An 18,839-nucleotide genomic window follows, 5' to 3' on the forward strand; every position below is an offset into this window, starting at 1 on the left:
CGCCCGTGAGCTGCATGCCGTCACCGGAGTCACCGGCGAACCGGATCACCACGCGATCCAGCTTGACCACGTCGTGCACGTGCTCCTCCGATCAGGGGTGCGGAGCGGTTCCCCGGGCGGGAACCGCTCCGCGTCGATCACGCGTGACCGTTGATGTACAGGTTCGCGGTGTTCCAGGTGACCTGGCCGATCGAGCTGCCGAGCGCCCGGCCGTGGAGGTCGCCGTCGGTGAAGTGGATGCCGCCGTAGCGGCGCGAGATGCCGACCTGCGCGGCGGCGTCGCTGAACGTCGGCCACGACAGGGTGATCGGCGAGCTGGGCAGGTTGTGCTCGAAGGTCAGCTGGCCCGGCTGGATGGTCGTCGACATGCCGAACTGGTCGCTGCCGGTGAACCGCCGGAACACCTCGGCCGCCGCGAAGCTGAACGTGCTGTGCCCGGACACGTACTCCGAGAACGGAGGCGTCGGGAACGTGTCCTCCTGGTACGGGCGCCACGCGCTGCCGTCGATCGTGACGGTGCCCCGGTCGGGGCCGCCCCACGCGGCGATCTCCTGGTCCTGGAACAGGTAGCGCACCGCGGTGATCGGCCGCACGTAGTCGTAGTACCGCTTGACGTACCAGCACGCGACCGCGGCGTCGGCCTGGGCGTTGCCCATCGCGAAGAACAGCTTCGCGTCCTCGTCCAACGTGTTGCGGTCACGGCGCGACACGTCCTGCGTCAGCACCATCCAGTGGCCGGCGGGCGTCACGGTGCCCGCGCCGTCGGCCCAGTACTCCGCGATGGCCTTCTGCTCCTCGGTCAGGTTCGCGCTGATCTCGATGAGGTCCTGGGCCTGCTCCAGGTACTCGGGGGAGCCGTACGGAGCCGGGCCGGGGGTCTTGGACCGGCGGAGCTCCTCGAGGATGCGCTTCTGCACGCTGTCCTGCCACGCCTCCGGCAGGCCCTGCACCGCGAGCAGCTTGATCTTGCCCCACTGCGCGCCGACGAACCCGTCCGTGATGGTCGGACCGTTCTTCGTCGGGTGGATCAGCGGCTGGTAGCCGTTCGGGTCGCGGACCGTCGCCGGGTCGAAGGCGAAGATGTCCATCGGGTCGTTGCGCGGGGTCCAGCCGGTGTAGTCGCTGTACGGCGCGCCGCCGTTGAGGTCGCCGAGCTGGTTCGCGCCGTCGCGGTGCCGGAAGTCCAGCACGGCCTGGCACGCCTTGGTGCCGATCGCGGCGGGCGACGTCGGCCCGCCCGGAACGGTGGCGGGGTCGTAGCCCAGCTTGACCATGAGCTGGTCGAACGCCGGCTTGCTCGCGGGGTAGAGGTCCTTGAGCGCGAGGTAGCCCGCGTAGCTGATCGCCTTGCTCTTGTTGGCGAGCGTCCGCTCGGCGAGCGGACGGCGCAGCTGCGAGCCGTAGCGCGTGCCGGTGGCCCTGCCGTCGTACGCGGCCCACGCGTCGTAGGTGCAGGTGTGCAGGATGCCGATGGCGCGGGCGACGTGCGGCGGGCCCAGCTTGCCGACCTTGACGGCCTCCATCAGGGCCTGGTCCCACTGGATGATCACATTGTCGCCGGCGGGCACGGTCCCGCCCTCGGCTCCGGCGACCGGCGTGAACACGCTCGCGGTGAGGGCGGCGGCCAGGGCCACCGGCGTCAGCGTCGAGCGCAGACGGCGCCGACGGTTGTCAGGGCTCACGGATGCTCCAGGTGAAAAAGGAACCGGGTAAGACCTGCGGGATTACTTCAGAGGCCCCGTCACCCGAACGTCACGCGCCCATCAATCGCCGAGTTCAGCGGCTCGCACATCGGAAATCTTCATGGCGGGACGGCGAGTTGATCTTGCTCCGGGACGGCGGCGCACCCAAGCTTCAGGGTGAAGGACGCGATCCGCCAACCCGGTCGTGCGGGTCGTCATTCACGAGAGGCGTACCCGATGACCAAGCCAGCCGCCGATACCACACCCGTCGAGGCGACGGCCAGCCGGTGGCGCAGCAAGGCGCCCGCCCGCCCGAAGCCCGCGGTGATCGTCAGGGCGACGGCGATCACCGCGGTCATGCTCCTGCTGCTGGTCGCGATCGGCTCGGTGACCAACTCGGTGCTCTTCACCGCGCCGCTGGCGGCGACCGCGATGCTGCTCGTGGCGATGCACGCGACACCGCCCGCGCAGCCCCGCAACGTCGTGCTCGGCCACCTGGTGTCGGTCGTGATCGGCCTGCTGATGGTCGCCGCGTTCGGCCACCACCTCTGGGTCGCCGCGGTGGCCGCAGGCCTCGCGGTCGGCGGCATGCTCGCGCTGCGGGCCGCGCACGCACCGGCCGCGGCCACCGCCGCGGTGGTCGTGCTCCAGACGATCGCGCCGCTGACCGCGGTGCTCGTCTTCCTGATCGGCAGCGTGCTGCTGGTCATCGTCGGGTGGGTCGTCGGCAAGTTGATCCCCGCGCTGCGCTACCCCACCTACTGGTGGTGACGGCGTGCCGACATCGCAACGAACACCATAGAGAGCTGAGGACATGTCGAAGCACCAACCGCTCGTCGACTCCGCATGGTTACTCGCCCACCTCGACGATCCCTCGGTCGTGGTGGTGGAAATCGACAACGGCACCGCGAACTACGAGTCGGGTCACGTGCCCGGCACCGTGAAGATCGACTGGGAGCGCGACCTGCTCGACCCGGTGGTGCGCGACGTGGTGCCGCGTGACCGGTTCGAGCAGCTGGTGTCCTCGCTGGGCATCGGCAACGACGACACCGTCGTGTTCTACAGCGCCCAGAGCAACTGGTGGGCGGCCGTCGCCTACTGGTACTTCCGCATGTACGGGCACGCCGACGTGCGGCTGCTCGACGGCGGACGCCGGGCGTGGATCGTCGGCGGGCACCCGCTGAGCAAGGAATCGGTCACCCGCGCGCGCACCGAGTACCGGGCGAAGGACCTCGACCTGGCCACCCGGGCGTACCGCGACGACGTGCTCGGCGGCGCGGCCGCGCTGGTCGACGTGCGCTCGCCCGAGGAGTACACCGGGGAGCTGCTGGCCGCGCGCGGCATGTCGCAGGACCACCCGCAGCGCCGGGGCCACATCCCGAGCGCGGTGAACATCCCGTGGACCGAGACGGTCAACGAGGACGAGACGTTCAAGTCGCCCGAAGAGATCGCCGAGGTGTACCGCAAGCACGGCGTCTCCCTCGAAGACGGCGTCACCGTGTACTGCCGCATGGGGTGGCGCTCCTCGCACTCGTGGTTCGCCCTCAGCGAGCTGATCGGCCTCGACGGCGTGCGCAACTACGACGGCAGTTGGAACGAGTACGGGATGCTCACCGGCGTGCCCATCGAGCGCACCTCCGCCTGATTCCCCGCACCGACGTCCCGCGCTGAACCGCTGTGCCGAGCCGTTGTGCTGGATCGCTGCGCCGAACCGCTGTGCCGCACCCTGCCGTGATCGCTCGTCCTGATCACTCGCCCTGATCCCTGCCCGCCGGCAGGCGTCCGACGATCCCTCCGCCGGTCGTCGGACGCCTGCCGGTCGCCGTCCGCACTTTGTCGCGTTGCCGGGCCTGAGGAGCGCCTGACCATGTCCGAAACGATCACCGATCCCGTGTGGTCGCACTACCGGGTGGCCGCCGGGGCGCCGCAGGGCCGCGGTCGCACGCAGGTGCGGTTGCTCGGCGGCTTCGAGTTCCACCACGACGGCCACCGCGTCCAGCTCGGCGCGAGCGCGGAACGGCCCGACGCGCGGCTGGCGTTGCGCGGCGCGCCGGTCGGCGGCGGTAGGGTGGCCGCGGTGCTGTGGCCGGACGCGTCGGCGACCCGTGCGGCGGCCAACCTGAGGTCCGTGCTGTGGCGGATGCCGCCGGGCACCGACGCCAGCGTCGTGTCCACAAGGGACCAGCTCAGGCTGGCCGACGACGTCACGGTGGACCTGCACGCGGCCGACGACCTCGCGCTGCGCGTCCTCGACGGTGACATGGCGCCGGTCGACGCGGACAACCTCGGCGTCGCCGTGCGGCAGTTGTTGTTCCAGGACCTCCTGCCGGAGCACACCGAGGACGCGTGGCTGCTGGAGGAGCGCGAGCGGTTCCGGCAGCTGCGGCTGCACGCCCTGGAGGCGTTGTGCCGCATGCTGTCCGCCAAGGGGCTGGGCGGCCTCGCGATCGAGGTCGGCCTGGCGGCGCTGCACGCCGACCCCTACCGGGAGAGCGCGCACCGCGCGCTCATCGACGTGCACCTCGCCGAGGGCAACCGCCGCGAGGCCGCCCGCCAGTTCGAGGAGTGCAGGCGGCTGCTGCACGACGAACTGGGCATCTCACCCTCGGACGCGCTGACCCAGCTGATCCACGAGACCTGCCTCTCGATGGACGACCGCCTTTTCCGGAGCCTGGCGGAATACTCTCAGGGCGACGTTCGCTAAACCGCACACCAGCACCACGTTCTTCAGCACGTACTGGCCGTTCAACGTCGGCACGCCCCACGCTGCCCAGATCTCACCGGGTAGGATGAACACGGTCAGGAAGATCCCGGCCATGTGCCCGAAAGCCACGAGCACGGTGGTGCGAGGCAATTTTCCGGTGATCAGGCCGATTCCGATGAGGATTTCCGCCACCGCCAGCAGTGGCATCGACACCGCGGGCTTGACCAGCCCCATCGTCATCGCGGACATCGCGTGACCGGCCAGGTCGTCCACCGGGCTCAGCCCGGGCACGACCTTGAGCCCGCCGAACCACACGTACAGCAGGCCGATCACGGCGCGCTGCACCGCGACCTGATTGCGCTGGTAGCGGTCAATGATTTCGATGGTGATTCTCCGGCGACTCTTCCGCATTCCGCCCCCATTCCGTCAGCGAGAGGTGCCGACGCTAGCGAACGGGCTGTCGCCGACCCGTTGCCCATTCGTCACGGAAGATTTCCGGCCGCGATCGTCGGGTCGGGAAAGGCTCTCGTCGCCGGTGGGGAATCGACATGGGGCGTCAGCGGTGGCGCGGGGTCACCAGGCCCGACTCGTAGGCGAGCACGACGAGTTGGGCGCGGTCGCGGGCGTGGAGCTTGGTCATGGCCCGGTTCACGTGGGTCTTGGCGGTCAGCGGGCTGATCACCATGCGGTCGGCGATCTCGTCGTTGGACAGCCCTCGGGCGACCAGGACGACGGCCTCGCGTTCCCGGTTGGTCAGCCCGTCCGCGTTCGGGCCGGCGCTTGCGTGCGGCGGCTCGGTGACGTACCGGTCGATCAGCTTGCGGGTGATCGACGGCGCCAGCAGCGCGTCACCGCGCGCGGCGACGCGCACCGCGTGGAGGAAGTCCTCCGGCTCGATGTCCTTGACCAGGAAGCCGGCCGCGCCGGCGCGCAGCGCGTCGTACACGTGCTGGTCCAGGCCGTAGTTGGTCAGGATGACGACGTGGACGCGGGCCAGCGCCGGGTCCGCGGCGATCTGCCGGGTCGTCTCGATGCCGTCCATGACCGGCATCTGGATGTCGACCAGCGCGATGTCCGGCAGGTGCTCCCGGGCGAGCGCGAGGCCCTCCCGGCCGTCGGCGGCCTCGGCCACCACCTCGATGTCGTCCTCGACGTCGAGGAGCGCGCGGAACCCGCTGCGGAGGAGCGGCTGGTCGTCGACGAGCAGGACGCGGATCACGGCGTCCGGTCCACGGGGAGTTCGGCGTGGACGGTGAAGCCGCCCTCGCGGCGGGGTTCGGCGCGCAGCCGACCGCCGAGGGCGGTGACCCGTTCCCGCATCCCGAGGAGCCCCACGCCCGGCGTCGTGGCGGTGTCCGGTGCGGCCTTGCCGTCGTCGTCCACCCGGATGGCGAGCGCGCCCGGACGGTAGTCGATCCGGACCGACGCGGTGGCGGCGGACGCGTGCCGGGCGATGTTGGTGAGCGATTCCTGGACGATCCGGTACGCGGTCCGGTCCACGGCGGCCGGCACGTCGTGCGGTGGCCCGTCGATGGTCAGGGTGGCGTCCAGACCGGTCGTGCGCGCCCGCTCGACCAGGGCCGGGACGTGCGCGAGGCCGTGCGGCGGGGTCTTGCCGTCGTCGCGCAGCGCCTCCAGCGTCGCCCGCAGCTCCCGTGCCGCCTCACGGCCCGCCTCCTGGATCGCCAGCAGCGCCTCCGGCACCTGTTCGCCGCGCTTGCGTGCCAGGTGGACGGCGACGCCGGCCTGCACCTTGATGATCGAGATCTGGTGCGTGAGGGAGTCGTGCAGCTCACGGGCGATGTGCAGCCGTTCTTCGTCGGCACGACGCCGTGCGGTCTCCTCGCGGGTCCGCTCCGCCTCGTCCGCCCGGCGCTCGGCCTGCCGCAGCGCCTCACCGGCGGCCCCGGCGGCGACCAGCCACGCCAGCTCCAGCGCGCCTCGGGCCCGGGCCAGCGCCTCGCGCACCGGCGTCCCGACGGGCAGGGCGAGGGCGGCGAGCGGCAGGGCGGCCAGCACCGCCACCGCCGCCACGATCGTGACCACCCGGTGGCCCTCGCGCACGGCGGCGTACACGGCGAACAGGAACGCGACGGCGGGGACGTCGAAGCCGAGCGCCTGGTAGCCCACCGAGCACAGCCCCGTGACGGCCAGGACCGGCACCGGCGCCCGGCGGCGCGCGACGAGCGCCAGGCCGGCGGCGACCAGCAGCGCGCAACCGAGGAGGTCGACGTCGGCGGGACGGTTCCCGGACAGGCCGGCGACGAGCAGCGTCGCCGCCACGCACGCCGCGATCGCCCAATCCCTGACACCGGCCGGAACGCCGGACCGCCCTGTGCTCATGCGCGCACAGTAGCCAGATCCGCCCGCGGGCGACTCCTCCACCGGGACGACCGCCCGCCTACCGCGTTCGCAGTACGTGCCCGGTCCCTACCGCGTCCGCGGCAGCCGGGTGCGTCGGGCGCGGCAGCGCGAATCCCGTCCGTCCACACGACGACCGGCGGCCCGTCCGGCGACAGGATCGAGCGACAGCGAAATCGTCTGGAACGGAGTGGGACATGAAGTCATCCGGAGCCCCGGTGTCGGTCCGAGTGGTGCTCGCCGTGGCCGGCGCCGCGCTGATCGGAGGCCTCGGCCTCGTCGCACCCGCGGCCGCGCACGCCTCCGCCAACGATGTCACGGTCAGCGCGCGGTCGGTCGCGGACCCCGTGAACGTCGACGCCCCGTCCACCGGTCCGCGTCAGGAGGCCGGCCACCCGTCGGTCGTCGCGGCCGGCGGCCTCGGCTCCGGCCGGCTCCTGCCCACGGCCGCCGACGTCGTGGGGCTGCTCGGCATGGTGCTCGGTGGGCTGGCCCTCCGCTCGGCCGGTCGCACCGGCGCGTCGCGTCGCGGAGCCATCGCGGCCGGGACGGCGGGCGTGGTGTCCGCGGCCGTCGGCGGCCTGCACTGGGCCAACTCCGCCGGGGGTTTCGGAACCGGCAACGGGAAAGCCGGCGCCATCATCGCCGTGGTGGTGGGAGTGGCCGCCGTGGTCCTGGCCGGCCTGGCCACGTCCCGCGCGCGCCGCGCCACCTGACCACCTCCGGTCGTGATCACGTCGACGCGGCCAGCCGACCTGGATCACTCCACCGCACCGGCGCAGCCAACCGCAGAAATGCGGCCGGTGGATCGGTATTGCGTTGCGGTGCAGGCGAGTCGCGCGCGACTCGGGCCCGCCGGTTGATCGTGTGCGGGACACTGGGGCGATGACCGATGAGGCCGACGAGTGTTCTGGGCGCGGTTCGACGCGGCGTTGACCCGGTGGTCGGCCCGCCTGCCGGAAGGCACCGCGGTGGCAGGGCTGATCAGCCGTCGCGCCGCGCAGGGCCACGGCCGCGACATCTCCGACCGCATTATCAGCGGGTGGATCGAGTCGCGCCGGCTGCCCCGCGAGCCCGAGCAGCTGCTCACCGTGATGCGGGTGATCGGCGCGGCCGGCGACCACGACTGGGAACGCCTCCTCGACCACGCCCGGCTGGCGCAGGAAGCCCGTGCCGCGCGGAACGGCACACCCGCGGCTCGACCGGGGACCACCGGGGACCGGTCAGCGGCCGAGCTGAAGGTGGAGGTCCTCGACGGGTGGCAGCACCTGGTCGACCTGGTGGAGGAGGGCCCCCGGCGTGACGAGCGGATCGCCGCCCGGGTCGGTCTCCCCGTCGCCGAGGTCCGGTCGCTCAGGCACACCCGGAACCTGGTCGCCCACCCGCGCAAGTCTCCCGAGCACGCCGACCTGCTGCGCGCGGTGGACGTGGTGCGCCGGGCCAGACGCCGGTTGGCCGTCGCCGACTCGCCGGCCCGCCGTCGGCGCCGTCGACGCCGGGGAAGGTCCGGCGGAGCGGCCGCGAACGCCGTGAAGCACGGCGGTCGGAGCTCGAAGACGCCGGTGAAGGCGTGGGACGAGGCCCACCGGATGCAGCGGGAGCTGGAGGAAGCCGAGGCGGCCGCGTTGAAGGCGCGGGAGGAGGACCTCCGGCGGGAAGCCTCCCGCAGGCTCGCGCGGCTGACGAGCGAGCGCGCCGCCCCGAACGGGGGACGTCGTGCACCCGGTGGGTCCGCTCGCGACCGGAGGAGGAAGCTGATCGGCACGGGCGCCGTGGCCGGCGGGCTCGCCGCGCTGTGGCTGGTCCTGGGCCACGGGTGGGAGTGGCTGGCGGCCGGCCCCGTCATCGCCGCGGCCGTGGTCGTCGTCGGCCGCCGGGTACTGCGGGTCGTGGCGACCCTGGCCTCGATCGCCGCCGTCGTCGCGTCCGTCGTCCACCTCGACGAGGGCGCCGTGCCGACCGGCTTGTGGCTGCTGCTCGGCTCGATCACCGCCATCGTCATCGTCGCCCTGGCCGGTGATCAGGGCGGGTTTCGCGCGATGTGAGCGGGGTAGCGCCTCGGCATGCACTCGCCGGACGAACCGCAGCACGGTGACACCGCCTTCGCCGACCTGGCGCGCCGCTTCGCCGAACGGCTCGCCACCGTGCGCCCCTGCGTGGACGCGCGGTACGTGCGCCCGGACTGGGTGCGGCGCAACGCCGAGCTGGAACGCGACCTGCTGCCCGTCCCGCCGCCCGACTTCCTGCGCCACCCGTCGATCGCGTTCCAGATGTTCGTCAACGAGCGCCTGCTGCCGCACGAGCTGCCCTACGTGCGGTCCCGGCTCGCCGACGAGCGCCCGCTCGCCGAACCGCCGGTCGGCGACCCGCCGACGGTGCCGCTGCCGGGCAGCGACCTGCGGACGTCGTCCAACACCGTGCACCAGCTGTTCCACCTGCTGCGCTACCAGGAGGCGACGGGACGGCGGGTCGACGACGCCGCCACGATCGTGGAGTGGGGTGGCGGGTTCGGCGCGCTGATCCGGGTGATCACCGCCCTGCACCGCGGCGAGCCGACGTGCGTCGTTTTCGACACGCCGACGTTCAGCGCCGTGCAGTGGCTCTACCTGTCCGCGGTGCTGGGGGAGGAGCGGGTCGTGCTGCACGACACCGCGCCGGTGCGGCCCGTCCCCGGACGGGTGAACCTCGTGCCGATCGGCCTGGTCGGCGCGACGGACGTGGACGCGGACCTGTTCATCTCGAACTGGGCGCTCAACGAGAGCCTGCCGCGGGCCAGGGAGGACGTGGTGGACCGCCGCTGGTTCGGCGCCGGCTCGCTGCTGCTGGCCATGCACGCCGGAGACCCGTTCGCGCAGGTGGTGCTGGCGACGGGCGCCACGGCGGTCCCGCTCGGCGACTTCATGCCGGGCCAGCACTACCTGGTCGCCTAGGTCACGCCCCGTCGGGGAGCAGCGGGCGCGTGATCGCGGCCAGCGCGTCGGCGGCCGAGTAGTTCAAGGCGTGGCCGGCCCCCGGCACCTCGGCCAGCCGGCCGTGCGGCAGCAGCGACGCCACTTCCGCGGCCCACGCGCGGGACACGATCGGGTCGTGGGCGCCGCGGGCGACGACGGCAGGCGTGCGCACGTGGTGGAGCTTGCGCTCGACGGGGTCTTCGAGCAGGTGGCGGAGCGTCACGGCGAGCCTGCGCGGCCCGCAGGTGAGGTAGTCGCGGGCGATCACGAAGTTCAGCGACGGCCGTTCCCGCGGGATGTCGGCCAGCAACCGCCCCAGCTGCCGCGCGCGCGAGCGGGCGTGCCGGTCCATCGTGGGGCTGACCAGCACCACCGGACCGACCAGGTCGGGGGAGTGCACGGCCAGGTCGACCACGACCTGGCAGCCGCCGGAGTTCGCCACCAGCAGCGATCCGCCCCGCCCGGTGGCCCGCAACCAGTCGGCGAGCGCCAGCGACAGGCCCCGCACGTCCAGCGGCTCGCCCGGTCCGGGGGTGCGGCCGAAGCCGGGCAGGTCGACTGCGGCGACCCGCGCGTCGGGCGCCAGCCGCCGTGCCAGCGGCAGGAAGTAGCGGTGCGAGCAGCCCAGGCCGGGCACGCACACCTCGTCCGGCGCGCCGACCGGCCCGAGCACCCCGGCGTGCGCCCGCGTGCCCGCGACGGCCGTGAACTCGGGCGCGAACCCGTCCTGCCGACCCCGGCTCAGCGTGCGCACGGGCACCCTGCCGCGTCATGACCCCTGGTCCACATGCCGACGACGTACCCACGCGGGCCTCCCCGAACCCCCCCGATCGGGACCGCGGCCGGGCGACGGGAACGTCGCCGGGGGCGACCGTCTGGATCGGAACAGCCAACCTGGTCGTCCGAACGGGTTCACATCGGACACTGGCGGGTACTCGGTCGATGCGTCAAGCAGCCGGCGCATCGACCGGGGGTAGAAGGTGGCGGTGCGCGATGGAGCTGGATTTCGATGACGCCTTGGTGTGGGGCCTGCAGGGTTACGTCCGCCGGGTGACGGTGGAGCTGGGGCTCACGGGAGAGTCCTCGTGCGTGCAGGCTGAGCCGACGGCCACCCTGTACCTGGCGCTGGACGGCCGGCTGCGGGGTTTCCCCGACCGGGACGTGGCGCTGGTCTGGGACGAGGAGTGCGGCTGGTCCGTGGCCGTGGAGACGCACAGCGGTGAGGACCTGATCATCGTCGCCTACTTCGGCGCCGACCTCCTGCCGACGCCGCAGGCGGTGGCCCGGTGGGTGCGCCGGCTGCTCCGCGGCGAACGGGGTGCGGTGGGGCAGCCCGCGGTGGCGCGGTGGACGCGGGACGACCTCGTCCGGCGGCTGGTGCCCTACACCGCCGCCGAGCTCGTCCCGATGCCGCGCAGCGCGTGAGGCCCACCGGGCGCCGGTGACGCCACGCCCGGCGTCCCGCACACCGCCCGATTCACTCATGGTGACATATGCTCACTATTTGTGATCGGGGGAGCGTGATGACGAAACCGGCGGACGACCAGACAGCCGTGTTGCGCCTCGCGGTGGATTCGGCGGTGCACGCGGTGCTGCACGTCGATCCCCGCCACGGTGACGCCAGGCGTGACATCGACCGGGTGCTCGCCACGTTGGCCGGCGACGTCGCGCCGGTGTGGGACCGGTTGTCGGCGTTGGCCGACGAGACGCCGGACGACCCGGTGGGGACCGTCGTCGGGTTCCTGCGGGACGCCCGCGAGCACGCCGCCGCCGGCGACGTCCAAGCCGCCCGCGTGGCGCTGATCGCCGCACGCACCACGTTGTTCCGCCTCGACCGCCCGCGCCGCTGACGGCACGCCGTCCTCCGCAGCACCTCGGAGCGGCGGCACGGGTGTCGGGAGCCCCAGCCGGTGGGCCGATGCCCGCACCGCGAGCCCGAGGATGGCCATGACCACGCTCAAGCCGACGCCGATCGTGCCCCCGGAGGCCGCGCGGCCTCGGCGCAGGGGTTCGGCGCTGCTGCGCCTGTTCCGCACGACCGACCACAAGCTCATCGGGCTGCTGTACCTGACGACGTCGTTCGGGTTCTTCCTCGTCGGCGGCCTGATGGCGTTGCTGATGCGCGGCGAGCTGGCCCGGCCCGGCCTGCAGTTCCTCTCCAACGAGCAGTACAACCAGCTCTTCACCATGCACGGCACGGTGATGCTGCTGCTGTACGCGACGCCGATCGTGTTCGGCTTCGCCAACTTCATCCTGCCGCTGCAGATCGGTTCGCCGGACGTGGCGTTCCCGCGCCTCAACGCGTTGTCGTACTGGCTCTACCTGTTCGGCGGCCTCATCGCGGTGAGCGGGTTCCTCACGCCGGCCGGTGCGCCGGACTTCGGGTGGACGGCCTACACACCGCTCTCCGGCGCGACGCACACGCCGGGCGTCGGCGCGGACCTGTGGATCTCGGGCCTGGTCATCGGCGGTCTCGGCACCATCCTGGGCGCGGTCAACATGATCACCACGGTGATCTGCCTGCGCGCGCCGGGCATGACGATGTTCCGGATGTCCATCTTCACGTGGAACGTCTTCATCACCAGCATCCTGGTCCTGCTGGCGTTCCCGATCCTGACCGCCGCGCTGCTCGGCCTGCTGGCCGACCGCCACCTGGGCGCGCACGTGTTCGACCCGGCCAACGGCGGCGCCATCCTGTGGCAGCACCTGTTCTGGTTCTTCGGCCACCCCGAGGTCTACATCGTCGCGCTGCCGTTCTTCGGCATCGTGTCCGAGGTCCTGCCGGTGTTCAGCCGCAAGCCGATCTTCGGCTACAAGGGCCTGGTCTTCGCCACCATCGCGATCGCCCTGTACTCGGTGGTCGTGTGGGCGCACCACATGTACGCCACCGGCGCGGTGCTGCTGCTGTTCTTCTCCGCCACCACCTTCATCATCGCCATCCCGACCGGCATCAAGTTCTTCAACTGGATCGGCACCATGTGGAAGGGGCAGCTGACGTTCGAGTCGCCCATGCTGTTCAGCGTCGGGTTCCTGGTGACGTTCCTGTTCGGCGGGCTGTCCGGCATCCTGCTCGCCTCGCCGCCCATCGACTTCCACGTCACCGACACGTACTTCGTGGTGGCGCACTTTCACTACGTCCTGTTCGGCACGATCGTGTTCGCCACCTACGCGGGCATCTACTTCTGGTTCCCCAAGATGACCGGGCGGATGCTCGACGAGCACCTCGGCAAGGTCCACTTCTGGACCACGTTCGTCGGCTTCCACCTGACGTTCCTGGTCCACCACTGGCTCGGGAACGAGGGCATGCCGCGCCGGTACGCCGACTACCTGGAGAGCGACCGGTTCACCGGCCTCAACACGATCTCCACCATCGGCGCGTTCGTGCTCGGCGCGTCCACGCTGCCGTTCCTCTACAACGTGGTGAAGAGCTACCGGTTCGGGGAACCGGCCGGGCGCGACGACCCGTGGGGCTTCGGCAACTCGCTGGAGTGGGCGACGTCGTGCCCGCCGCCGCGGCACAACTTCACCGAGCTGCCCCGCATCCGGTCCGAGCGGCCCGCGTTCGAGCTGCACTACCCGCACATGGTCGAGCGGATGCGCGCGGAGTCGCACTACTCCGTGCTCAACCGGAACCAGGACGACACCGGCGTCGACCGGACCACCGAGAAGTACCTCGCCCCGACCGATCGCGAGGACACGAACGACTGACGCGGCAACGGAACAGGCCGGGCGCGTGGACGAACCACGCGCCCGGCTCGGGTTCACGAATCGCCGGGGTTACTGCACCACGCCGTCGACCTGGAACGTCTGCACCTGGCCGGCGCTGAACGGAACCCGGAGCACCTTGCCGCTGAGCCAGGTGTCCTGCCGGTGGGTGTAGCGGTCGCCGCCGGACGGGACGGTGGACCAGCGCGGCACCAGGCCGCCCGACCCGCCGCTGACCTGCGTGAAGCGGGACAGGTCGAAGGTGAGGGTCTGCGCGGCCCCGGTGTTGGCGGCCACGATGACGAGCCGGCGCGCGCCGGGGTCGTAGGCGGCGACGGCCAGGTCGCTGCCGGTGTCCACGATCCGCATGCCCGGCCGGATGTGGCGGGTGAACTGGGCCAGCACGTAGAACTTCGTCTCCACCGCACCCGCTCGCAGCGTGCTGCCGTCGTAGCGGATGGCGCCCCAGCCGGCGGTGGGGTCCATGACCTGCCAGTAGCACCACGCGGTGGGCTTGAGCCAGCGGAAGTCGAGCAGCAGGCAGCGGGCGGTGTGCAGGCCGCTGCCGTCGCTGTCGCCGTGCTCGGAGTTCCACAGCACCTTGCCGGCCGCGCGGACGTCGTTGTGCAGCAGGTCGCGGCGGCCGCCGGTGCCCTGGTAGCCGTGGACGTTGACCTGGTTGACCAACGACCTGGTGGTCGAGTCGAAGCTGTTCCACGTCGTGCGGGCGAGGTCGTAGCTGGTCTCGTCGGAGGCGGAGATCCGCGTGCCGCTGAGGCCCTGCCGGTTCAGCTCGGTCCGCAGGTGCGCCAGGACGCTGCGCTGGGTGGTCGCGTCGATGTGGCAACCCTCCTGCGTGCCGTTGGCGTGCCAGTAGTTCGAGGACGGCTCGTTGAACGGGTCGACCGTGCGGAAGGTGACGCCCCACTGGTCGCGGGCGCGGCGCGCGGTGACGGCCAGGTGGTGGGCGTGCTGGCGGTGGTTCCACGGCTGGAGGTTCGTGACGGAGGCGTCGGCCGCGCCGGAGGGGTTGTGGTTGTGGCACATCCACCACATGGGCGAGTTGGCGAACAGCTCGCTGATCGCGCCCCGCTGCGTGGCCTTGACCAAGGCGGCGCGCTGCTTCGCGTCGGCGCTCCAGTTCCACGCCGCGGAGTTGGGGTCCTCGTTGTTCCAGTCCTGCCAGAACCCCTCGATCTGCTTGAAACCGGGGATGTTCGGCGAGGCGACCATGCGCTCGCCGTTGACGCTGTTCCAGCTGGACGCGCCGAGGTTGTAGCGGGCGATGTTCATGCCGAGACCGGGCAGCGCGGCGCCGTTGTACGTGACGGTCCTGGTGGTGAAGAACAGGTCGGCGAAGTCGTCCCGGTCGCCGAACACGTTGGCCCACCACGCGAGGGACGTCCCCCAGCCCTCCCACGTGCCGTGGCTGACCCCTGGGTTGACGCCGATGGTCGCGTCGGCGCCGGCGACACCGGTGCCGAGAGCGGTGCCCGCGGCGGCGCGGGCGGCGGCCGCCCCGGCCGCGGACAGCACCGTTCTGCGGTTGATCATGGGAACCTCCTGTGGGAAGGCGGCGACGGTGCCGGGCTTCTCGCCGCAGAATGTTTGCGCAAACATGGCCGACCGTCAACGGGCAACCGGCGAGTAACCGTCCGAGCCGGCAGCACCGGGTCGCGGCGGCGACCCGGTCCGGCGGACAAGCGCCCGTCCGGACCGGGTGTTCGCGGAACCGCGGGGCAGGCCGGTCGCCCACTGCGACCGGCCGCCCGCGCGTCCGGCTCGTCACCGGACGACCGACAGGACTAGATGAACCGCCAGAGGTGGTCGTTCGTCCCGTTGTCGTCCCAGATGACGATCTGCTCGCCCCTCGCCGTGGACGCGTTGGTCACGCCGAGGACCCGGCCGCCGTTCGCGCACTGGATCCGGAAGTACCCGTTCGCGCCGTAGCGCAGCCGCCACCGGTGGTCGGCCGTGCCGTTGTCCGCCCACTGCAGCACCCGCGCGCCGTTGGCGTTCGCCGCGTTCTCCACGCCGAGCACCTTGGCGCTGTGGGAGTTGCGCAGCCGGAAGTAGCCGCCGCTGTCCGGGACCGCGGTCCAGAGGTGGTCGGCGGTGCCGCTGTCGTCCCACTGGACGACCAGGCCGCCGTCGGCGGTGGACATGTCCCGCACGCCCAGGACGAGACCGCTGGCCAGGTTCTGGATGCGGCGGGCGCCGACGGGCACGAACCGCCAGCGGTTGTCCGCGGTGCCGTTGTCCGGGTCCTGCACGGCCTGCGCCCCGGCCGCGGTCGAGCCGTTGAGGATGCCCAGCACCTTGGCGCTGTTGCCGTTGCGGAGCAGGTGGGTGCCGTCGCCGACGTCGACGACCGTCCACCTGTGGTCGGCGGTGCCGGTGTCGGACCACTGGAGCACGCGCGCGTTGTCCGCCGTGGACATGTTCTCGACGCCGAGGACCTTGCCGCTGTTGCCGTTGCGCAACCGCACGGCGGAGCCGTCGGGGACCACCGACCAGCTGTGGTCCGGGGTGCCCGTGTCGTTCCACTGCACGGCGAGGCCACCGTCCGCTGTGGACATGTCCTGCACGCCGAGGACCAGGCCGCTGGAGGCGTTGACCAACCGGTAGCCGGGTGCGCTGGAGCCGCCGGTGCCGGGCGCGCGCCAGTAGACGGTGTAGTTGTGGCCGTGCGCGTCGTAGAACGGCAGCAGGTTGACCGCGGCGCCGTTCGCGACCGCGGTGAACGACAGCGCGGAGGAGCTGGTGCGGGTGATGGACGTGGAGTCCAACGTCGGCAGCGCGCTGAACGTCGTGTTGCCGTAGTTGCCCGACAGCACGACGGGGCCGTAGGTGATGGCGGAGACGCCGGGGTCGTCGTTGGCCGCCTGCATGACGACGCGCATGGGCAGCCGCACTGTGACCTGGTCGCCGGGCGCCCAGGACCGGGTGAGGGCGGCGTAGGTGCCGGGGGTCGTGGTGACGCCCTGCGCCACCCCGTTGACGCTGATGGTCGCCCCGCTGCTCCACGCCGGGATGCGCACGCGCATCGTCCACGAGCCGGCGGCGTTCCCGGTGACGGTGAGGGTGGTGGTGTCGCTCGCCGGGTACGTGGTGGTCTGCGTGACCGTGATGCCGCGCTGCGACCAGTCCAGCACGGACGGCGTGAACAGGTTGACCGTGAGCGTGGTGCCGTTGTGGAAGTAGATGGAGTCCATCAGCTTCGTGTTGGTCTCCAGGCCCGTTCCCTGGCAGCACCAGAACGAGCCGTAGTCCGTGCTGAAGCTGCCGCCGCCGACCGCCGGCCCGACCTGGCCGCGGCGTCCGCCCGGGTTGAGGGCGGTGAAGTAGCAGACGTGGCCGTGCGCGCTGGCCGGGTTCTGCTGGCCGATGAGGTGGTTGAGCAGCGCCCGTTCGTAGTAGTCGAAGTAGGCCGCCCGGTCCGGGTTCAGCAGCCACAGCTCACGGGTGAGCTTGAGCATGTTGTAGGTGTTGCACGCCTCCGCGGCGTCGGCGCTCAGGTACCCGGCGATCGCGTTCGGCGCGTGGAAGTGCTCGGCCTGGCTGTTGCCGCCGATCACGTAGGTGTGGGCGTTGACGGTGATGTTCCAGGCGTTGGCGGCGATGTCGCGGTAGCGCGTGGTGCCGGTGGCCTTGTACTCGCGGGCGGCGCCGACCCACTTGGGGACCTGGGTGTTGGCGTGCAGGCCGTTGAGCTGGTCCTGGTTGGCGGCGAGCGGGTCGAACACGGCGGCGTGGTCGAACCGCTGCGCGACGCGCAGCCAGCGGGCGTCCCCGGTCTGCTGGTACAGGTCGGTCAGCACGGCGTTCATGCCGCCGAACTCGGTGCGGAGCGTGGTCTGCATCTGGCTGTACGTCAACCGGCCGGTGCGCCAGTCGACCCACGCGGCGAACCGCAGCAGCACGTCGCGGGCCTGCGTGCTGCCGATGTAGCGCCACACGTCCAGGAGGCCGGCGAGGGTCTTGTGCAGGCAGTAGTACGGCACGCCGCGCCGGGTGCCCGACTCGACGACGGTCAGGTCCGACTCCGGGAAGCCCGACAGGTACCCGGCGTTGAAGCCCGCGGCCGCGTTGTTCGCCTGGCACTTCGCGAGCTCGGCCACCATGTGGTTCGCCTTGTCCCGGCACACCGTGTCGCCCAGGACGGCCCACGCCTGCGCCCACGCGGTGAGGAAGTGCCCCTGGCTGTGGGTGCGGAACTCGAAGTTCGGCGCCTCCCAGCCTCCCAGCGGCGTCGCGCCGTTGGTCGACAGGCGGTGGTTCTGCCGGAAGTTGTAGAGCAGCCGCTCGACGTCGACGAAGCGCAGGTAGGCCAGGGTGCGGTTCTGGTTGTCCAGCCACCGGCCCGCGGTCAGGCGGACCTGGCCGAGTTCGAACGGGTGGGCGGCGACGCCGAGGTCGGGCCGCACGGGCGGGATCGCGGCCAGCGCGGCGCCGCCGCCGACGGTGGTGGGTACGGCGGTGGCCACGGCGGCGACGCCGGCCGCCTGCAGCAGCCTGCGCCGGTTCAGACCTGAGGAAGACATGGGGAGGCTCCGGTTCGGTGGAGTGCTGGGTGGTCCCGCCGGGGCGGGAGGTGGGCGGACCGACCGGCCGACCCGCTGCGGCGTCAGCGGGTCGCGCACCGGGCACGCTGTGACTCGGGCCACGCACGCTGTGTGAACGCTAACAGGACGTTGCGGACGCGTTCAAGGGTGAATTTTGCGTTGCCACAAGCCTGTTTGCGCTGGTCAGGCTCTGTGTCCGCGCGAAGTCAGTTAGCGCTAACAGAATTTGCTGCCTCGTGGTGGTCCGGCGGACGGCGGCGTCGCGGTCGGGTCGCCTCGGCAAGCCCCGTGGCCGGGCGCGGTGGTTGCTTTCGGTGACGCTCGTGTGGTGACCGAAGTAGCGCTGTTATCGCTAACACGGAGTGGACTGAATCGAGCCACTTGCGTTCCGGCGTGTTTCCGCAAGCAGGATGACGTGGTCCGTATCGGCTCCGTAGTCGACTGAGTACGATTCGTGGCATTCGATCACGGGCGGACTCGAACAGGAAACAAATTCGCCGCGAGGTTGACGTAGGCTGATGTTAGCGCTCACAGTATTCACAAGGTGACCACGGTCACGTGCATCGTTGCCCGCAACACCGGGTCCTTAAGGAGTATCCAGTGCTCAGGAAGATCGCGACCGCCGCCAGCGCGGTCCTGTTGGCCGCCTTGACCGCCTGTGGCAGCGGCGACGCCGGTGGTTCCGGTTCGTCGACGGGCAACGCCAACGACGACGGCAAGATCACGATGGGCTTCGCGCAGGTGGGCGCCGAGAGTGGTTGGCGCACGGCGAACACGAAGTCGATCCAGGAGGAGGCGGCGGCGGCGGGGATCGAGCTGAAGTTCTCCGACGCGCAGCAGAAGCAGGAGAACCAGATCAAGGCGATCCGGT

General features: G+C 71.5%; 16 protein-coding genes and 1 pseudogene. 10 read left to right on the top strand and 7 right to left on the bottom strand.

The features are described 5' to 3' along the window. Positions 1 to 137 precede the first annotated feature (137 nt). Positions 138 to 1,682: a vanadium-dependent haloperoxidase gene (locus ACFQ3T_RS23130; protein WP_380725761.1), complete on the bottom strand. Its 1,545-nt coding sequence runs from the start codon at positions 1,680 to 1,682 to the stop codon at positions 138 to 140. 237 nt (positions 1,683 to 1,919) lie between these two features. Here ACFQ3T_RS23130 and ACFQ3T_RS23135 point away from each other — a divergent pair, with 237 nt between their 5' ends. From ACFQ3T_RS23135 to ACFQ3T_RS23145, 3 genes are all read left to right on the top strand, one after another. Next, complete coding sequence (locus ACFQ3T_RS23135; RefSeq protein WP_380725763.1) at positions 1,920 to 2,453, top strand: HPP family protein; 534 nt, start codon at positions 1,920 to 1,922, stop codon at positions 2,451 to 2,453. A 43-nt stretch (positions 2,454 to 2,496) separates the two neighbouring features. Further along, positions 2,497 to 3,327: a sulfurtransferase gene (locus ACFQ3T_RS23140; protein WP_380725765.1), complete on the top strand. Its 831-nt coding sequence runs from the start codon at positions 2,497 to 2,499 to the stop codon at positions 3,325 to 3,327. A gap of 222 nt (positions 3,328 to 3,549) precedes the next feature. Then, positions 3,550 to 4,386, top strand: a complete 837-nt coding sequence (locus ACFQ3T_RS23145; protein WP_380725767.1) for an AfsR/SARP family transcriptional regulator — start codon at positions 3,550 to 3,552, stop codon at positions 4,384 to 4,386. On the opposite strand, the gene ACFQ3T_RS23150 is transcribed toward ACFQ3T_RS23145, so the two are convergent. From ACFQ3T_RS23150 to ACFQ3T_RS23160, 3 genes are all read right to left on the bottom strand, one after another. Beyond that, a complete protein-coding gene (locus ACFQ3T_RS23150) occupies positions 4,282 to 4,797 on the bottom strand; it encodes a hypothetical protein (RefSeq protein ID WP_380725769.1) in 516 nt (171 codons plus the stop codon). The two genes, ACFQ3T_RS23145 and ACFQ3T_RS23150, sit on opposite strands and share 105 nt — an antisense overlap. A gap of 145 nt (positions 4,798 to 4,942) precedes the next feature. Continuing rightward, on the bottom strand, positions 4,943 to 5,605 hold the full coding sequence (locus ACFQ3T_RS23155; protein WP_380725771.1) for a response regulator: 663 nt from the start codon (positions 5,603 to 5,605) through the stop codon (positions 4,943 to 4,945). Beyond that, entirely contained in the window at positions 5,602 to 6,729 is a 1,128-nt protein-coding gene (locus tag ACFQ3T_RS23160) for a sensor histidine kinase (RefSeq protein WP_380725773.1), read from the bottom strand. The genes ACFQ3T_RS23155 and ACFQ3T_RS23160 overlap by 4 nt, the downstream gene beginning before the upstream one ends. Before the next feature lie 215 nt (positions 6,730 to 6,944). Between ACFQ3T_RS23160 and ACFQ3T_RS23165 the strand changes: the two genes are divergently transcribed. From ACFQ3T_RS23165 to ACFQ3T_RS23175, 3 genes are all read left to right on the top strand, one after another. Next, positions 6,945 to 7,463, top strand: coding sequence for a DUF6223 family protein (locus tag ACFQ3T_RS23165; protein ID WP_380725775.1), 519 nt, complete (start codon positions 6,945 to 6,947; stop codon positions 7,461 to 7,463). A 189-nt stretch (positions 7,464 to 7,652) separates the two neighbouring features. Beyond that, a complete protein-coding gene (locus tag ACFQ3T_RS23170) occupies positions 7,653 to 8,792 on the top strand; it encodes a hypothetical protein (protein WP_380725777.1) in 1,140 nt (379 codons plus the stop codon). An 18-nt stretch (positions 8,793 to 8,810) separates the two neighbouring features. Further along, on the top strand, positions 8,811 to 9,677 hold the full coding sequence (locus ACFQ3T_RS23175) for a class I SAM-dependent methyltransferase (protein ID WP_380725779.1): 867 nt from the start codon (positions 8,811 to 8,813) through the stop codon (positions 9,675 to 9,677). A gap of 1 nt (position 9,678) precedes the next feature. Here ACFQ3T_RS23175 and ACFQ3T_RS23180 read toward each other — a convergent pair whose 3' ends face one another. After that, the gene (locus ACFQ3T_RS23180) at positions 9,679 to 10,452 is read right to left on the bottom strand and encodes an alpha/beta fold hydrolase (protein WP_380725781.1); all 774 of its coding nucleotides are present in this window, start codon (positions 10,450 to 10,452) and stop codon (positions 9,679 to 9,681) included. A 239-nt stretch (positions 10,453 to 10,691) separates the two neighbouring features. Between ACFQ3T_RS23180 and ACFQ3T_RS23185 the strand changes: the two genes are divergently transcribed. The 3 genes from ACFQ3T_RS23185 to ctaD all read left to right on the top strand — a co-directional run bounded on the left by ACFQ3T_RS23185 (position 10,692) and on the right by ctaD (position 13,406). After that, positions 10,692 to 11,123: a DUF6292 family protein gene (locus tag ACFQ3T_RS23185; protein ID WP_380725783.1), complete on the top strand. Its 432-nt coding sequence runs from the start codon at positions 10,692 to 10,694 to the stop codon at positions 11,121 to 11,123. Positions 11,124 to 11,221: 98 nt separating this feature from the next. Then, positions 11,222 to 11,548 (top strand): hypothetical protein, encoded by a 327-nt coding sequence (locus ACFQ3T_RS23190; RefSeq protein ID WP_380725785.1) that lies wholly within the window; start codon positions 11,222 to 11,224, stop codon positions 11,546 to 11,548. A 97-nt stretch (positions 11,549 to 11,645) separates the two neighbouring features. Next, positions 11,646 to 13,406, top strand: coding sequence for an aa3-type cytochrome oxidase subunit I (gene ctaD, locus ACFQ3T_RS23195; RefSeq protein ID WP_380725787.1), 1,761 nt, complete (start codon positions 11,646 to 11,648; stop codon positions 13,404 to 13,406). A gap of 69 nt (positions 13,407 to 13,475) precedes the next feature. Here the strand turns inward: ctaD and ACFQ3T_RS23200 are convergent, their stop codons facing one another. Both ACFQ3T_RS23200 and ACFQ3T_RS23205 read right to left on the bottom strand, forming a co-directional pair. Continuing rightward, positions 13,476 to 14,957, bottom strand: coding sequence for a glycoside hydrolase (locus ACFQ3T_RS23200; RefSeq protein ID WP_380725789.1), 1,482 nt, complete (start codon positions 14,955 to 14,957; stop codon positions 13,476 to 13,478). Between the two features lie 251 nt (positions 14,958 to 15,208). After that, positions 15,209 to 17,947, bottom strand: coding sequence for a beta-L-arabinofuranosidase domain-containing protein (locus ACFQ3T_RS23205; RefSeq protein ID WP_380725791.1), 2,739 nt, complete (start codon positions 17,945 to 17,947; stop codon positions 15,209 to 15,211). A 621-nt stretch (positions 17,948 to 18,568) separates the two neighbouring features. On the opposite strand from ACFQ3T_RS23205, the pseudogene ACFQ3T_RS23210 reads away from it, so the two are divergent. Then, positions 18,569 to 18,839: pseudogene (locus tag ACFQ3T_RS23210) on the top strand (LacI family transcriptional regulator); the annotation flags it as partial.

It is taken from the genome of Saccharothrix hoggarensis (assembly GCF_042678885.1).
Classification (GTDB): Bacteria; Actinomycetota; Actinomycetes; order Mycobacteriales; family Pseudonocardiaceae; genus Actinosynnema; species Actinosynnema hoggarensis.

Bases quoted from the DNA above. Each gene is read 5' to 3' on its own strand.
- ctaD (WP_380725787.1), top strand. From the start codon at position 11,646: ATGACCACGCTCAAGCCGACGCCGATCGTGCCCCCGGAGGCCGCGCGG.
- ACFQ3T_RS23150 (WP_380725769.1), bottom strand. From the start codon at position 4,797: ATGCGGAAGAGTCGCCGGAGAATCACCATCGAAATCATTGACCGCTAC.
- ACFQ3T_RS23185 (WP_380725783.1), top strand. From the start codon at position 10,692: ATGGAGCTGGATTTCGATGACGCCTTGGTGTGGGGCCTGCAGGGTTAC.
- ACFQ3T_RS23175 (WP_380725779.1), top strand. From the start codon at position 8,811: ATGCACTCGCCGGACGAACCGCAGCACGGTGACACCGCCTTCGCCGAC.
- ACFQ3T_RS23190 (WP_380725785.1), top strand. From the start codon at position 11,222: ATGACGAAACCGGCGGACGACCAGACAGCCGTGTTGCGCCTCGCGGTG.
- ACFQ3T_RS23140 (WP_380725765.1), top strand. From the start codon at position 2,497: ATGTCGAAGCACCAACCGCTCGTCGACTCCGCATGGTTACTCGCCCAC.
- ACFQ3T_RS23160 (WP_380725773.1), bottom strand. From the start codon at position 6,729: ATGAGCACAGGGCGGTCCGGCGTTCCGGCCGGTGTCAGGGATTGGGCG.
- ACFQ3T_RS23135 (WP_380725763.1), top strand. From the start codon at position 1,920: ATGACCAAGCCAGCCGCCGATACCACACCCGTCGAGGCGACGGCCAGC.
- ACFQ3T_RS23145 (WP_380725767.1), top strand. From the start codon at position 3,550: ATGTCCGAAACGATCACCGATCCCGTGTGGTCGCACTACCGGGTGGCC.
- ACFQ3T_RS23200 (WP_380725789.1), bottom strand. From the start codon at position 14,957: ATGATCAACCGCAGAACGGTGCTGTCCGCGGCCGGGGCGGCCGCCGCC.
- ACFQ3T_RS23165 (WP_380725775.1), top strand. From the start codon at position 6,945: ATGAAGTCATCCGGAGCCCCGGTGTCGGTCCGAGTGGTGCTCGCCGTG.
- ACFQ3T_RS23205 (WP_380725791.1), bottom strand. From the start codon at position 17,947: ATGTCTTCCTCAGGTCTGAACCGGCGCAGGCTGCTGCAGGCGGCCGGC.